Source organism: Streptomyces arenae, from assembly GCF_022343545.1.
GTDB classification, from domain to species: domain Bacteria; phylum Actinomycetota; class Actinomycetes; order Streptomycetales; family Streptomycetaceae; genus Streptomyces; species Streptomyces humi.
In genome coordinates this window covers 77,936-92,427 of record NZ_JAKQYH010000050.1, presented here as the reverse complement: position 1 = coordinate 92,427, position 14,492 = coordinate 77,936, and the positions used below count along the sequence as shown (strand labels likewise).

General features: G+C 70.3%; 10 protein-coding genes and 1 pseudogene. 5 read left to right on the top strand and 6 right to left on the bottom strand.

The genetic code is table 11. The features are described 5' to 3' along the window. Positions 1-33: 33 nt before the first annotated feature. From MB828_RS22150 to MB828_RS22125, 6 genes are all read right to left on the bottom strand, one after another. Positions 34-237: a hypothetical protein gene (locus MB828_RS22150; protein ID WP_301649708.1), complete on the bottom strand. Its 204-nt coding sequence runs from the start codon at positions 235-237 to the stop codon at positions 34-36. Between the two features lie 30 nt (positions 238-267). After that, positions 268-1,332, bottom strand: a complete 1,065-nt coding sequence (locus tag MB828_RS22145; RefSeq protein WP_301649707.1) for a LacI family DNA-binding transcriptional regulator — start codon at positions 1,330-1,332, stop codon at positions 268-270. A 201-nt stretch (positions 1,333-1,533) separates the two neighbouring features. Then, entirely contained in the window at positions 1,534-3,174 is a 1,641-nt protein-coding gene (locus MB828_RS22140; protein ID WP_301649706.1) for a family 43 glycosylhydrolase, read from the bottom strand. Next, entirely contained in the window at positions 3,171-4,076 is a 906-nt protein-coding gene (locus MB828_RS22135; protein ID WP_301649705.1) for a carbohydrate ABC transporter permease, read from the bottom strand. The genes MB828_RS22140 and MB828_RS22135 overlap by 4 nt, the downstream gene beginning before the upstream one ends. Beyond that, positions 4,076-4,960 (bottom strand): carbohydrate ABC transporter permease, encoded by an 885-nt coding sequence (locus MB828_RS22130; protein WP_301649704.1) that lies wholly within the window; start codon positions 4,958-4,960, stop codon positions 4,076-4,078. Before MB828_RS22130 ends, MB828_RS22135 begins: the two co-directional genes overlap by 1 nt. 7 nt (positions 4,961-4,967) lie before the next feature. Beyond that, entirely contained in the window at positions 4,968-6,296 is a 1,329-nt protein-coding gene (locus MB828_RS22125) for an ABC transporter substrate-binding protein (RefSeq protein ID WP_301649703.1), read from the bottom strand. Between the two features lie 332 nt (positions 6,297-6,628). On the opposite strand from MB828_RS22125, the gene MB828_RS22120 reads away from it, so the two are divergent. From MB828_RS22120 to MB828_RS22100, 5 genes and pseudogenes are all read left to right on the top strand, one after another. Further along, positions 6,629-7,972 (top strand): extracellular solute-binding protein, encoded by a 1,344-nt coding sequence (locus MB828_RS22120; RefSeq protein ID WP_301649702.1) that lies wholly within the window; start codon positions 6,629-6,631, stop codon positions 7,970-7,972. Beyond that, positions 7,969-8,960, top strand: a pseudogene (locus MB828_RS22115) (carbohydrate ABC transporter permease). Before MB828_RS22120 ends, MB828_RS22115 begins: the two are co-directional and overlap by 4 nt. After that, the gene (locus MB828_RS22110; protein ID WP_301649701.1) at positions 8,957-9,808 is read left to right on the top strand and encodes a carbohydrate ABC transporter permease; all 852 of its coding nucleotides are present in this window, start codon (positions 8,957-8,959) and stop codon (positions 9,806-9,808) included. The pseudogene MB828_RS22115 and the gene MB828_RS22110 overlap by 4 nt, the downstream one beginning before the upstream one ends. 37 nt (positions 9,809-9,845) lie before the next feature. Continuing rightward, positions 9,846-11,372 carry a glycosyl hydrolase family 28 protein gene (locus MB828_RS22105; protein ID WP_301649700.1) on the top strand — a complete coding sequence of 509 codons (1,527 nt, stop codon included), beginning with the start codon at positions 9,846-9,848 and terminating at the stop codon, positions 11,370-11,372. Next, positions 11,369-14,491: an alginate lyase family protein gene (locus MB828_RS22100; RefSeq protein ID WP_301649699.1), complete on the top strand. Its 3,123-nt coding sequence runs from the start codon at positions 11,369-11,371 to the stop codon at positions 14,489-14,491. Before MB828_RS22105 ends, MB828_RS22100 begins: the two co-directional genes overlap by 4 nt. Position 14,492: the final 1 nt, after the last annotated feature.

The window sequence follows — 14,492 nt, the reverse complement described above, 5'->3', positions numbered from 1 at the left end:
CGGTCCGGCCGCCCTGGCGCGCTTCGGGGGCGTTCAGTCCTCGCCGAGGTCGGGGCGGCCGTTCTCGTCCAGTTCCACATCCTCCTTGGGGTCGTGTTCGTCGTGCGGGGCGGTCACGGTGGCGTGCAGACGGGCCGGGGCGACCGTCCGGGTCGTGGCGTGGGCGGTGCCCAGCGCCATGGTCAGAGCGGCTACGGTCAGAGCGCCCGCAGCCGCGGTACGCGGGGTGAGTTTCATGCCCCGGAAACGATCTTGACGCGGACGCGGTCACCGTCGTACGGCCGAACGGGCCGGTGGGGCCGCCGTGCTCGCCCGTTCCACCAGCCGCGTCGACAGCTCCGTCCGGGTGCCCTCGGGACGGTCCCCGTGCATGACCCGTACCAGCAGCCGCAAGGCCGTCGCCGCCATCTCCGACAGCGGCTGGCGGACGGTGGTCAGCGCCGGAGCGGCCCAGCGCGCCTCGGGCAGATCGTCGAAACCGACCACGCTGACGTCGTCCGGGACCCGCAGGCCGCGTTCGGCCAGCGCCGAGTACACGCCGAGCGCCATCCGGTCCGAGCAGACGAACACGGCGGTCGGCGGCTCCGCCAGGTCGAGCAGTTCGTGCATACGATGCCGGGCCGTGCCCTCGTCGAAGCCCGCGTGCCGGATGTACTCGCCGCGGTGGCGCAGTCCCGCGGCGGCGAGCGCCGAGCGGTAACCGGCCACCCGGGCGCCGCTGCACATCTTGCGCCGGCTGCCGGCGATCACTCCGATCCGTTCGTGCCCCAGGGCGATCAGGTGCTCGGTCGCGGTCACCCCGCCCTGCCAGTTCGCCGCCCCGACGGACACCACACCGGACGGCGGTTCGTGGACGGGGTCGATCAGCACGTACGGGATGCGGTGGTGGTCCAGCCACGCGTACTGGGCCTGCGTCAGCTCGGCCAGGTTGAACAGCACGCCCGAGGAGCCGCGCGCGGTGAGCCTGTCCTGCCAGTCGCGCTCCGGACGGCCGGCCCGCGTCCGGGCCAGCCCCGCCGAGACGACGATCTCCAGACCCGCCTCGTACGCCGCCTCCTCCACCCCGTGCAGCACCGCTCCCGACCACGAGCTGTCCAGCGAGTGCACGACCAGGTCGATCAGGGCGGGGGCCTTCGTCGCGTCGAAACGCGGCCGGCGGACGTAGCCGAGCCGTTCGAGGGCCTCGGTGACCCGGCGGCGGGTCTCGGGGGCCACGTCGTCGCGGCCGTTGACCACCTTCGACGCGGTCGGCACGGAGACGCCCGCCTCGCGGGCCACCACCGCCAGGGTCGGACCGGCCGTCGCCACGCTCGTACTCCCGGCACGGACCATGGGGAAACCCGCCTCTCCGGCCCGCCGTTGGGCCAACGAAAGTAACGAAAGTTGCGACCAACGCTGCTTCCGCGGTCTGCGTGCAAGCCGTGTAGTAAGCGCTTCCTACGATAGGTGCGCGTCAACACGGCGTGAAGACCTGGGAAATCACGGGATCGACGGCGGCGTAACTTTCGAAACTTCGAACAAAAGGCGGTCGGCTTATTCAGGTATTTCAGATATGCAGCTGACTCGGAAGTCCGCGAAGTCCGCGGTGAAGGAGGCGTCCACGAGGTCTACGGCGTGAATTGCCACCATTGCGCCGGTGAAGCGGAGACGGGGACCGTGGTCGTCGGAGAGCCGGCTGAAGTCGAGGGGCGGGCCGACGGGGAGGCGGGCGCCGTCGGCCGCGTACCAGAAGCGGGCCTCCGTGGCGTGGACCGTGACGCCGAGGGTCAGGGCGGTGCCCGCCGCCACTTCGACGACCGCGGGGCGGGCGGTCTCCGCGCCGTCACGGGTGGTCAGGGCGAGGACGGTACGGCCGGTGCCCTGCCACTGCTGGCCGTGCTGGTCCTCCCCGTCCGGTTCCGCCCAGGTGAGGTCCAGGGCGTAGTAGGCCGAGGTGTTGTACCAGAGGAGCAGGCCCGCGGACTGGGTGAAGGCGGCAGGGGTCGCCTGGAGGGTCACCTGGGCTTCTGTGCGGTGTTCGGTGACGCGGTGCGCGAGGAGGTTGTGCGACCAGAGGGAGTCGGGGCCGTGGTGGCCGCGGAGGCGTAGCCAGCCGGGGCGGGAGGTGGGGTCGATCGTGGCGGGGCCGGGTGAGGAGCGGAGGGTGTAGTAGTGCGTGTCCGCGGGCCGGTGGGGGCTGGTCGCGCGCGCCTGGCGGTAGCCGCATGTCGAAGGCGGCCCCGCACCGCTGGCGGGGCGCTGTCCCTCGTGGACGTCCACAGTCACCGCCGGACGTACGTCCCCGTGCCGGAGTCTCGGCCAGCCGTCCGCGTCCCAGGTCACCGCCTGGATCGCCGTCTCCCGGCCGAGGGGGCATCGCGGGCCCTCCGGCGTTCGTAGCGGGCGTGCCGTCAGGTGACTCAAGTACCAGTCGCCGTCGCGCGATTGGACCAACTCCGCATGTCCCGCCTTCTGCAACGGCCACTCGGGGTCGTCCCGTGCGGTCAGCAGCGGGTGTTCGTCCAGTTCGTAGGGGCCGGTCAGGTGCCGGCTCCGGGCCACCCGCACCCCGTGCTCGAAACCCGTCCCGCCCTCCGCGAGGACCAGGACGTACCAGCCCTGGCGCTTCAGCAGCTTCGGGCCCTCGATCAACCGGTCGTGCCGCAACAGGAGTCGGGTGGCGCCGGCCGGCGCGAGCGTCTCGCGGTCCAGTTCCGTGGCGACGATGCCCGCGAAGCGCCGGCCGCCGGGGCGGTGGTCGTTCTGGAGGTTGAGGAGCCAGAGCCGGCCGTGCTCGTGGTACAGCGCGGGGTCGAAGCCGTGGCTCGGGACGCGGCGCGGGGGAGACCAGGGCCCGGTCACCTCCGTCGCCGTACTGACGTAGGTGTCCTGGTCGAAGTAGGGCGTGCCGACCGAGCGGACGACCGAGTAGACCACCCAGAACCGTTCGCCGTCCCAGCTGAGGGAGGGCGCCCAGATGCCGCCCGAGTCGGGGACCCCGGCCAGGGTGCCGCCGGGAGCCGCGCCCTCGACATGACCGGCGTACTCCCAGTGCGCCAGGTCGCGCGAACGGTGAATCGGGATCGTCGGGAACCACTCGAAGGAACTGTTCGCCAGGTAGTACCAGTCCCCGGCGCGGACCAGCGACGGGTCGGGGGCGAAGCCGCGGATCACCGGGTTGTGCAGCACCGTCACTTGAGAGCCCCCAGGGTGACGCCGGTACGCCAGTAGCGGCGCATCGCGACCATCATGACCGCCATCGGGACGATGGACAGGAGCGCGCCCGTGAGGACCAGACCGGTCAGGTCGACCCCGGATTCCAGGCGTTTTCCGGACCAGTTGTACAGGCCCAGGTTCAGGGTCCAGTTCTTCTCGCCGCGCAGCACGGTGAGGGGGAGGAAGAAGGCGTTCCAGGTGTTCACGAAGGCCAGCAGGAACACCGTGGCGCCGCCGGTCGTCATCATCCGCAGGACGATCGAGCAGAAGATGCGCAGTTCGCCTGCCCCGTCGATGCGGGCCGCCTCCAGCAGCTCGTAGGGGACCGTGGCCTCCGTGTAGACCTTGGCGAGGTACACGCTGAACGGGTTGACGAGGCAGGGGATCAGCATCGCCCAGGGCGTGTCCACCAGGCCGGTCTTCGAGAACAGCAGGTACAGCGGCAGGGTCAGCAACGCGATCGGGACCAGGAAGGAGCCGACCACGCAGGCGAAGACGAGGCCGCGGCCCGGGAACTCGAAGCGGGCCAGGCCGTAGCCGGTGGCGAGGGCGACCAGCGTGCCGCCGAGCGAGCCGACTCCCGCGTACAGGAAGGAGTTGGCCGTCCAGCGCAGGAAGATGCCGTTCTCGTAGGTGAACACCTGGTGCAGGTTGCTCCAGAGGTGCCAGCCCGAGAACCAGAGGCCGTTGCTCTGGTAGAGCGCGGTACGGTCCTTCGTCGCGGCGACCAGCAGCCACCAGACCGGGAAGAGGCTGTAGGCGGCCGCGAGGACCAGACCGACGAGGAGGAAACGCTGACCGCCCCGGGAGCGGGCCGCCGGATCGGGCTTGCTGATGCGGCGCACGGGACGGGTCCTGGTCCGTTCCTCGGTGAGTGCCATCAGTCGGCCTCCTTCGAGGTGAGCCGGTAGAAGAGGAAGGAGGCGACACCGAGGATCAGCGCGAGGAGCACCGAAAGGGCCGCCGCGTAGTGGTAGTTGCCCGCGTTGAAGGCCTGGTTGTAGATCACCATGATCGGGGTGAAGCCGTCGCTCACCGTCTGGGGCGTGACGTTGCGGAACAGGGCGGGCTCGTTGAAGAGCTGGAGCATCTGGATGACCGACAGCATGCCGGTGAGGACCAGCGCGCCCCGGACGTACGGGACCTTGATGCTCAGGGCGATGCGGCGCTCGGACGCCCCGTCCAGCCGGGCCGCCTCGAAGAGCTCGCGCGGGACGCCCTGGAGCGCCGAGTAGATGATCACCATGTTGTAGCCGATGCCGTGCCAGGTGAGCAGGTTGCCGATGGCCGGCCACACCATCGACGGCGCGAAGAAGTTCCAGGTCAGGCCGAACACCTTGCCGAGAGGGGTGAGGGGGCCGACGTCCGGGCTGTAGAGGTTGATCCAGACGATCGCCGCGACCACGCCCGGGATCATGTAGGGCACCAGCAGCAGCACCCGGAAACGGCCGGCCGCCCGGGACGCCAGCGTGTCGAGGAAGAGCGCCAGGAGCAGGCTGACCAGGAGCATCACGGGGATCTGGACGCAGGCGAACAGCAGTACGCGGAACACCGAGCCGAGGAACGCCGAGTCGGCGAGGCCCTGACGGTAGTTGGCGAGGCCCGAGAACTCGTCCGTGGTGCCGCCCAGGCCCAGCCCCGAGGACTGCGAGCGGTAGAGGGACTCGTGGACGGCGTAGCCGATCGGGACCAGGTAGAGGAAGACGAAACCGAGCTGGAAGGGCACCGTGAAGGCGGCGCCCTTCCAGCGCTGGGAGCGGACCATCCGTGCCTCAGCCCTTGACGCTGATGCCGCGGGACTTCAGGTCGGCGACCGTCCACTGCTGCATGTGGGCGAGCAGGTCGGTGACCTCCTGCTGCTTGCTGACCACCTTCGCCCAGCCGCTCTGCAGCTCGGTGAACATGGCGGTCCAGTCGGGGCCGAAGGTCCAGTCGGTGGTGACCGTGTCCAGGCTGTCGGTGACGACCTTCTTCGCCGGGGCGTAGTTCGGGCCGAGCAGCTTCTGGGAGATCGCCTCGTCGGCGTAGGCGCCGCTGTCGGCCAGCGCGGGCAGCACGCCGTTGCCGGTGGTCGGGCTCGCCATCGTCCGCACCGCGCCGGGGTTCGTGGACATCCACAACGCGGCCTCGGCTGCCTGCTGTGGGTGCCCGCACTGCTTGGTGACGAGGGTGACACCGCCGGTGAGGTTGGTGCCGGCCGGGGTCTTCGCGGCCTCGCCGGTGAAGGCGGGCCAGGGGGCGAGGGCCCACTTGCCGAAGGACTTGGTGAAGTTCTGCACCATGCCGGCCATCTGCCAGGTCGAGATCTGCCGGGTCGCGGTGCCGCCGTCGTCGTAGTTGCGCTGCACGGCCGCGTAGTCGGCGAACGACAGCTTCGAGTCCAGGCCGTCGTCGATGATCTGCTGGATGACCTGGGCGGCCTTGAGGGTGCCCGCGTCCTGGAAGTCCACCTTCCAGGAGTCGCCGTCGATGGCGTACCAGTGGGCGCCCGCCTGCATGGCGAGGACTTCGAGGGTGCTGGGGTCCTCGCCCGCGTAGTTGGTGATCTTGACGCCGTGCCTCTTGAGCACCTTGCCGGCCGCGATGAAGTCGTCCCAGGTGGCCGGCGCCTTGAGGCCGTACTTCTGGAAGACGTCGGTGCGGTAGATGGTGAAGTTCGGCGAGGAGCTGGTGGGGACGCCGTAGAGCTTGCCCTGCACCTGCGCGGCCGACCAGGAACCCGGGTTGAACGTGTCCTTGTGGGCGCCGACGTACTTGGTGATGTCGGCTAGGGCGCCCTGGGCGACCCAGCTCGTCACGTACTCGGCGGTGTTCTGCACGAGGCAGGGCGCGTTGCCCGCCTTCACCGCGTTGGTGAGCTGTTTCTGCATGGTCAGCTGGTCGGTGACCTTCGTGTACTTCAGCTGGACGTCCTTGTGGGCGGCGTTGAACGCCTTCACCACGGCTTCCTGGCCGTTCGCCCAGCCCCAGAAGGGCAGGGTGACCGGACCGGAGGCCGCGTCGGAGCCGCCGGACCCGGAGCCCGGTCCGCCACAGGCGGTGAGCAGACCTGACAACGCGAGGCCCGCGATCGCGACGCGGACCAACCTGGTGGAGTTCATCTGACCGTGTTCCTTCGGAGGTTGGCGCTCTCGGGGAGGAGGGCGGCGGCTCGGCAGGGCCTTAGAAACCGGTTTCCACGGGACAGTAGGACGGCTCAGCCGCTCCCAGCAAGGGGTATGAGTCGGAATCTTTCGACGTACGGTCGGTCGAACGGCCCGTGAGCAGCAACCGGTACGCAAGAGCAACCGGTTGCCGCCGAACGGTTTTCGAAAGTTCGTCACTCCTCTTGACGGTGCCTGCTTACGGGTTGAAGCTCCCCTCACCGCCCATAGCAACCGGTTGCCAAAACGAGCCGACGTCCTGTCACCTCCGTGAAGAGAGTGGGAAGTCCATGCAGACGCACGCCCGTGCCCCGGTGAGCCGGCGCCGGTTACTCGCGCTCGGTGGCGCCGCCGCCGCCACGGCCGTCCTCGGCGGCTGCGCCCTTCCGGTGTCCGGAAGCGTCGGCGGCCCGGGCGAGACCGTCACCCTCATGGCCAAGGCCGAAGACGTCAGCGCGGACCTCGTCAGGCAGGCCCACGACGAACTCGGCATCCGCATCAACTCGGTGCGCTACGACATCACCAAGCTGATCGCGATGATGACCAGCGGCAACCCGCCCGACCTGGTGCGCGGTGTCGGCGCCGTCGACACGCCGTACCTCGCCGCCCGCGGTGTGGCCCAGGAACTCGACTCCTACTTCGCCCGCAGCAGCGTCCTCAGGGTCGATGACCTCGACCCGGTCAACGACCTGTGGCGCTACGACGGCCGTACCCAGGGCAAGGGGCCCCGTTACGGCATGGCCAAGGACTTCTCCCAGGACTCCATGTACTGGTACGACACCGTCCTGTTCGACAGCGCAGGCGTCGGCCACCCCTCGGAGACCGAGCCGGTCACCTTCGACGAGTGGCTGGCGAAGGCGAAGCGGCTGACCCGGACCAGCAAGGGCCAGACGACCGTGTTCGGCGGCAGCTACAACGGTCTCGGCGCCTCCACCCTGCTCGCCGGACTGACCGCGTCGGCCGGCGGCAGCCTCTTCAGCGCCGACTTCTCCCGGATCGACTTCACCGCCCCCGAGGCCCGCAAGGCGTTGAACTGGTACATCGAGCTGTGCCGGGCCAAGGTCGGGCCGAGTCTCGTCCAGCCCGACCCGAACGGCTGGGACGGGCCCACCTACCAGGCCCGCCGGATGGCCATGTCCAACTCGGGCTACTGGCTCGGCGGTCTGATCAACACCGACAAGAAGCTCGCCGCCGTCTCCCGGCTGGCTCCGGCCCCGGTCTTCGCCGGCGGTCCGCGCATCAGCTCGTGCCAGGGCGGCACCGGGATGTGGATGCCGAAGAAGGCCAGGAACAAGGACGCGGCCTGGCGGGTCTTCGAGTGGTTCTTCGGCGAGGCGCCGGCGAAGGCACGCGCGTCGGGTGGCTGGGGGATACCCACGCTCAAGTCGCTGCGGCCTCTGATGCCGCGTCAGGAGAGCTACCAGAAGGACGTGCTGAAGGTGCAGGAGGCCGAACTGAAGCACTTCTCGGTGATCTCCTTCACGCCGTACGCCCGGACGGACTCCCTCGATGCCCTCTTCAACCAGGCCGCCCCGGCCGCGATGCGCGGCGAGATGTCCGTCGACACCCTCGCCCGGCGCCTGAACTCGACCATGAACGAGCAGCTCAAGCGCGGTAAGGAGCAGGTGGGATGAGCGTCGAGCGGATACCCGCCGTGCGGGGCCGGACCGGCACGGCGGAAGGCCGGACCCGCACGGCGGCGCGTCCCCGTTCCTCGATGACCGCGCGCAGGCACCGCGCCTTCTACCTCTTCACCGCGCCCTGGATCATCGGCTTCCTGCTGCTGACCGTCGCTCCCATGGGCTACGCCCTGTGGCTGAGCCTCACCACCTTCGACGGTCTCTCGCCCCGCTGGCGCTTCGTCGGGCTCGCCAACTACCGCGAGTTACTGGGTGATTCGGTCACCTGGCAGGCGCTCGGCCGGACCGGCCTGTTCGCCGTCACCTCGGTCCCGTTGTCGATCGTCGCCGGTCTCGGACTCGCGGTACTGGTCAACCGGCCGCTGCGGGCACGCGGATGGTTCCGGACGCTGCTGTACCTGCCGGCCGTGGTGCCGCCGGTGGGCGCGGGCCTCGCCTTCAAATGGCTCTTCGACCAGAACTCCGGCGCCGCGAACGGGGTGCTGACCGGTCTAGGCTTCGACGCGGTCGGCTGGCTGGCCGACCCCACGCCCGCTACGTCCTGCTGATGACCGTGCTGTGGGCCGCCGGCAACATCATGATCATCTCCCTGGCCGGGCTCCAGGACATCCCCAGGGAACTCCTGGAGGCGGCCCGTATCGACGGTGCCGGTGCCTGGCGCAGCTTCCGCGGTGTCACCGTGCCGCTGCTGTCACCGGTCCTGCTCTTCCAGACCGTGACCGGTGTGATCGCCTCGGTGCAGACCATCATGCCGCTGCTGCTGGCCCCGGACGGCACCACCGCGGGCGTCACCGCCATCCCGCAGTCCAACTACCTCTACATGATGCACGTCTTCGCGGAGTACTTCGCGCTCGGCCGCTACGGCTACGCCTCGGCGCTGCTGTGGGTGCTCTTCGTGCTGATCCTGCTGGTGACCGCGGTCATCTTCAGAACCACGTCCGGCGTGGTGTTCTACAACGTCGACCCGGAGGCGAAGAAGTGACCGCCACCCTCCCCGGGCCGCGGGCCCGGATCCACGGCCGCCGCGTCGTCCTCTACACCGTCCTGGTGGTGATCACCGGCCTCTTCCTCGGGCCCTTCGGCTGGCTGGTCCTCACCGCCCTCAAGACCCCCACGGAACTCGCCGCGTCCCCCGTCCACTGGCTGCCCGGCCACGTCCAGTGGCACAACTTCGCCGACGCCTACCAGCTCATCGACTTCCTCGGCTACGCCCGCAACTCCCTGATCATCGCCACGGTCTACGCCACCCTCGTCACGCTGAGCTCCGCCTGGGTCGGCTTCGGCTTCGCCAGGCTGACCGCGCCCGGCAAGAAGGCGTTGTTCGGCGTTCTGCTCGGCTCGATGATGCTGCCCCAGATGGTCACGCTGCTGCCGACCTATCTGATCTTCGCGAAGCTCGGCATGGTCGACACCTACTGGCCCTGGGTGCTGTGGGGGCTGGCCGCCACCCCGTATCTGGTGTTCCTCTTCCGGCAGTTCTTCGCCGGGCTGCCGCGTGAGCTGGAGGAGGCCGCGATCGTCGACGGCTGCGGTTACGCCGGGATCTTCTGGCGGATCTTCCTGCCGCAGTCCTGGCCGGTGCTGGCCGCGAGCTTCGTGATCGCCTTCACCTGGACCTGGGGCGACTACATCGCTCCGCAACTGCTGCTGTCCACCGACCGCACCACGCTCGCGGTCGCCGTCATGACCACCTACGTCACCGAGGCCGGCCAGCCGGTCACCCATCTCCAGGCCGCCGCCTCCGTCATGTACGTCGTCCCCATCCTGCTGGTCTTCCTCGTCGCCCAGCGCGGCTTCGTCGCCGGCATGTCGACGTCCGGTCTCAAGTAGTCCCGCCCGCCGACCCGTTCGCCGCAAGGAGTCACCCATGAACGCTCCCCTGTCCCGCCGTACCGCTCTGCAGGCCGCCGGAGCCACCGCGCTCGCCGCCGGACTGTCCGGCGGGCCGACCGCGGCCGCCGCGCACGCGGAGGGCCGCGGCCCCGCGCCCCGACTGGTCACCTACCCCCGTCCGTCCGCCGTGCCGACCAACACCAGCTTCCAGGTCCGGGTGCGCACCTCCCCGGCCGGGGACTGGCAGACCCTGGACGTCTACCGGCCGCAGTTCGAGGAGATCAACGCCGGCACCGGCGGCGGCAAGGTCTACAACTCCTCGTTGGTGTACTTCGACTTCCAGTGCTCCGTCGAGATCGAGGTGACGTACCTGAAGGGCGGCACCACCAAGGCCCGGGTGAGACCGGACTCGTACGGCATCAGGCCCGAACTCCTCGGCGACACCCTGCGGTTCACCCTCGACGAGCCGAAGGACCTGGTCGTCCAGATCAACGACGAGATCTTCGACTGCCTGCACGTCGTCACCAACCGGGTCGAGCACCACGCCCCGGCCGCCGACGACCCCGACGTCATCTACTTCGGCCCCGGTGTGGGGACCGTCAGCGGCGGGGTCCTCACCGTCCCCAGCGGCAAGACCGTCTACCTGGCGGGCGGCGCCGTCCTCAAGGCGACCGTGTACTTCAAGGACGTGGAGAAGGCCGCCCTCAGGGGGCACGGCATGATCTGGGCCAGTTCGGGCCAGGGCGTGCTGTGCGAGGGCAGCAGGGACATCCGGGTCGAGGACGTCATCATCATGAACCCCGGCAACTACATCGCCACGCTCGGCGAGGCCCAGAACGTCCGCATCAGGAAGGTCCGCGGCTTCAGCTCCAAGGGCAACGGCGACGGCATCGACATCTTCTCCTCCAGCGACGTCCTCATCGACGGCTGCTTCCTGCGCAACTCCGACGACTGCATCGCCGTGTACGCCCACCGCTGGGACTACTACGGCGACACCCGGAACATCACCGTCCAGAACTGCTCCCTGTGGGCCGACGTCGCCCACCCGGTCAACATCGGCACGCACGGCAACACCGACGCCCCCGAGGTCATCGAGAACCTGGTCATCAGGAACCTCGACATCCTCGACCACCGCGAACCCCAGATGAACTACCAGGGGTGCATCGCCCTCAACCCCGGTGACTCCAACCTGATCAGGAACGTCCGGATCGAAGACGTCCGGATCGAAGACTTCCGCTGGGGCCAGGTCATCTACATGAAGGTCATGTACAACCCGAAGTACAACACCTCGGTCGGCCGGGGCATCCAGGACGTGTACGTCAAGAACCTCACCTACACGGGCACCCGCGCCAACCCGTCGCTCTTCCTCGGCTACGACGCCGAGCACGGCATCGACAACGTCACCTTCGAGAACCTGGTGGTCAACGGGGTCGTCATCGCCGACTCGATGAAGAAGCCGAGCTGGTACTACACCACCGACACCGTCCAGTGGTTCGCCAACGAGCACGTGACGAACCTGAGGTTCATCACGACCGCCGAGGCGGAGGCGGCCGCCCGGTGAACCCGCTCAGCCGCCGCGGCCTGCTGAGGTCCTCCGGCGCCCTGCTGCTCGCCACGGGCGCGAACACCCTGTTCGTGCCCGCGGCGGCCCGGGCGGCGGACGGGGACGACAGCGGCCGCCCCTTCACCTTCACCCACCCCGGCCTCCTGCACTCGGCCGGTGACCTGGCCCGGATGCGGTCCGCGGTCGAGGACAGGCAGTCACCCGTGTACGACGGCTACCTCGCCCTGGCCGCCCACGCCCGTTCCCAGGCGTCGTACACCGTCCAGAACAGCGGCCAGATCACCTCTTGGGGCCGCGGACCCGCCAACTTCCAGAACCAGGCCGTCGCCGACTCGGCCGCCGCCTACCAGAACGCCCTCCTGTGGGCCGTCACCGGTGACCGCGCGCACGCCGACAAGGCCCGCGACATCCTCGACGCCTGGTCGGCCTCGCTCACCGTCGTCACCGGCGCCGACGGCCCGCTCGGCGCGGGCCTGCAGGGCTTCAAGTTCGCCAACGCCGCCGAACTCCTGCGGCACACCGGCTACGACGGCTGGAGCGACGCCGGTGTCGCCCGCTGCGAGGCGTCCTTCCTCGACGTCTGGTATCCGGCCGTCTCCGGCTACATGCTCTACGCCAACGGCAACTGGGACCTGACGGCTCTCCAGACCGTCCTGGCCATCGGCGTGTTCTGCGAGGAGCGCACCCTCTTCGAGGACGCCCTGCGGTTCGCCGCCGCGGGCGCCGGCAACGGCAGTGTCCGCCACCGGGTGGTCACCGACGCGGGCCAGGGCCAGGAGTCCGGCCGCGACCAGGGCCACGAACAGCTCGCCGTCGGCCTCATGGGCGACGCGGCCCAGGTCGCCTGGAACCAGGGCGTCGACCTCTGGGCCCACGACGGCAACCGCATCCTCGCCAACGCCGAGTACGCCGCCCGCTACAACCTCGGCCAGGACGTCCCCTTCACCCCTGACCTCGACCGCACCGGCAAGTACATCAAGAAGACGGTGTCGGCGGTCTCCCGCTCCACCCTGCCCCCGATCTACGAGATGTACCAGGCCCACTACGCGGGGGTGCGCGGCCTCGACACCCCCTGGACCACGGCGGCCGTCCTCCGGGGCACCGGCGGCACCCGCGTCGTCGAGGGCGGCAACGACGACCTGCCCGGCTGGGGCACCTTCGCCTACGCCGGCGCCACGCCCCCCGACCCGAGCGTCCCGGCACCACCGGCGGGCGTCACGGCCGACGGCGACGAGCGGGCCGTCACGGTGTCCTGGCTGCCGTCGGCCGGCGCGACCAGCTACCAGGTGCGGCGCGCCGGACACCCCGACGGACCCTACGAGCGAGTCGCCGACACGGAGTCGCCGTCGTACACGGACGGCCGCGCACGGCCCGGGCGGACCTACCACTACGCGGTCCGTGCCACCAACTCACTGGGAAGAAGCGGGACGTCGGCCGTCGCGTCGGCGACCGCGGGGCTCCCGGACGCCTGGCGGACCCAGGACCTCGGCGCCGTACGCGTCCCGGGATCCGCGCGCTTCGACGGCGAGCGGTTCGTGCTGGAAGCGAGCGGCACCGCGGACACCTACCGCCTGGCGCACCTGCCGCTGCACGGCGACGGCAGTGTCACCGCCCGCGTCGTCTGGCCGCTCAGCTCGCAGTACGCGAAGACCGGCGTCATGCTCAGGGGCTCGCTCGACCCGGCCGGCGCCCATGCCTCGATGCTGATCCAGGGGCTGCCGCTGCACACCTGGAGCGGGGTGTGGAGCGTACGGCCCGCGGCCGGTGCCGGGATCACGGCGACCGGGAGCACACCGGTGCCGCCCAGCCAGCAGATGACGATCACCACCGGAGCCGGCTTCCCGATCTCCGACCTGGGCGCGCTGCCCGAGTCGGCGACCCCGCTCGCGGCCCCGTACGTGGAAGGGGCCGGGGACGGCTACCGGCTCCGGGCCCCGTACTGGGTGCGGGTGACCCGGGAGGGGGACCACTGCACCGGGGCGATCTCGGCGGACGGGGTGCGATGGACCGAGGTCGGGTCCACCGTGTGCGCGCTGCCGCGTACCGCGTACGCCGGGCTCGTCCTCACCTCCTGTCTGGGCGTCGAGGAGGAGTACGCCGAGACCGGCACCGGCGCCTTCGACAACGTCAGCGTGGTGTCCGGGAGCGGCGGCACGGTGTGGCGCGTGCCCCGCCCCGCCCGCGCCGCCACCGACCTGCGCGCCGCCGCCGACCCGGCCGGGACCCGGCTGACCTGGACCGATCCGGACCCGTCGGCCCGCTACACCGTCCTGCGCGCACCCGGTGCCCACGGCTCGTACCGGACCCTCGCCCGGGACGTGGGCGCGGTCGGCTTCGGCACCCGGGTGCGGTACACGGACACGAGCGGCACGTCCGGGACGACGTACCGCTACTCCGTCGCCAAGACCAACTGCGCGGGACGGGGACCGCGTTCGGCACCGGTGACCGCGGTGGCACCCGCCGGCACCGCGACGCCCACCGAACCCACGGAGGTCCCTCCGTCGGCCCTGCCCGCGCCCTGGACCAACGGCGACCTCGGCGACGTCGTCCTCGACCGGAGCGCGTACGGCACCCTCGGGGTCGTCGCCGTACTCACCCCGGGCGACGCGGTCCACGCCGACGGCACCTTCACGGTGCGCGGCGCCGGAGTGGACCTCAACGTCAACTCGCAAGCGATGACCGGCCAGTTCGTACGACAGGAGGTCACCGGCGACTGCGAGGTCACCGCCCGGCTGGTGTCCCGCTCCGGGGCCACCGCCGACCGGATCGGACTGCTGATGGCCAAGTCGCTGTCGCCGTTCGACCAGGCGGCCGGGGCCGTCGTGACCGCGGGCGGCACCGCCCAGCTCATGCTCCGCCCCACGGTCGCCGGCGCCTCCGCCCTCACCGGCGCCGCGACCGTCCGACTGCCCCTGCTGCTGCGGCTGAAGCGCACCGGGACCGCCTTCGCCGCGGCCGTCTCCACCGACGACGGCGTCACCTGGACCGCGCTCGCCTCGGGCACGATCCCCACCTTCGGTGACGCCCCCTACCACGTGGGCCTGGTGGTGTGCTCCCGCACGCCCCTGGCTCTCGGCACCGCGCAGTTCGAAGAGGTGAGCGTCCGACTCACCTGAA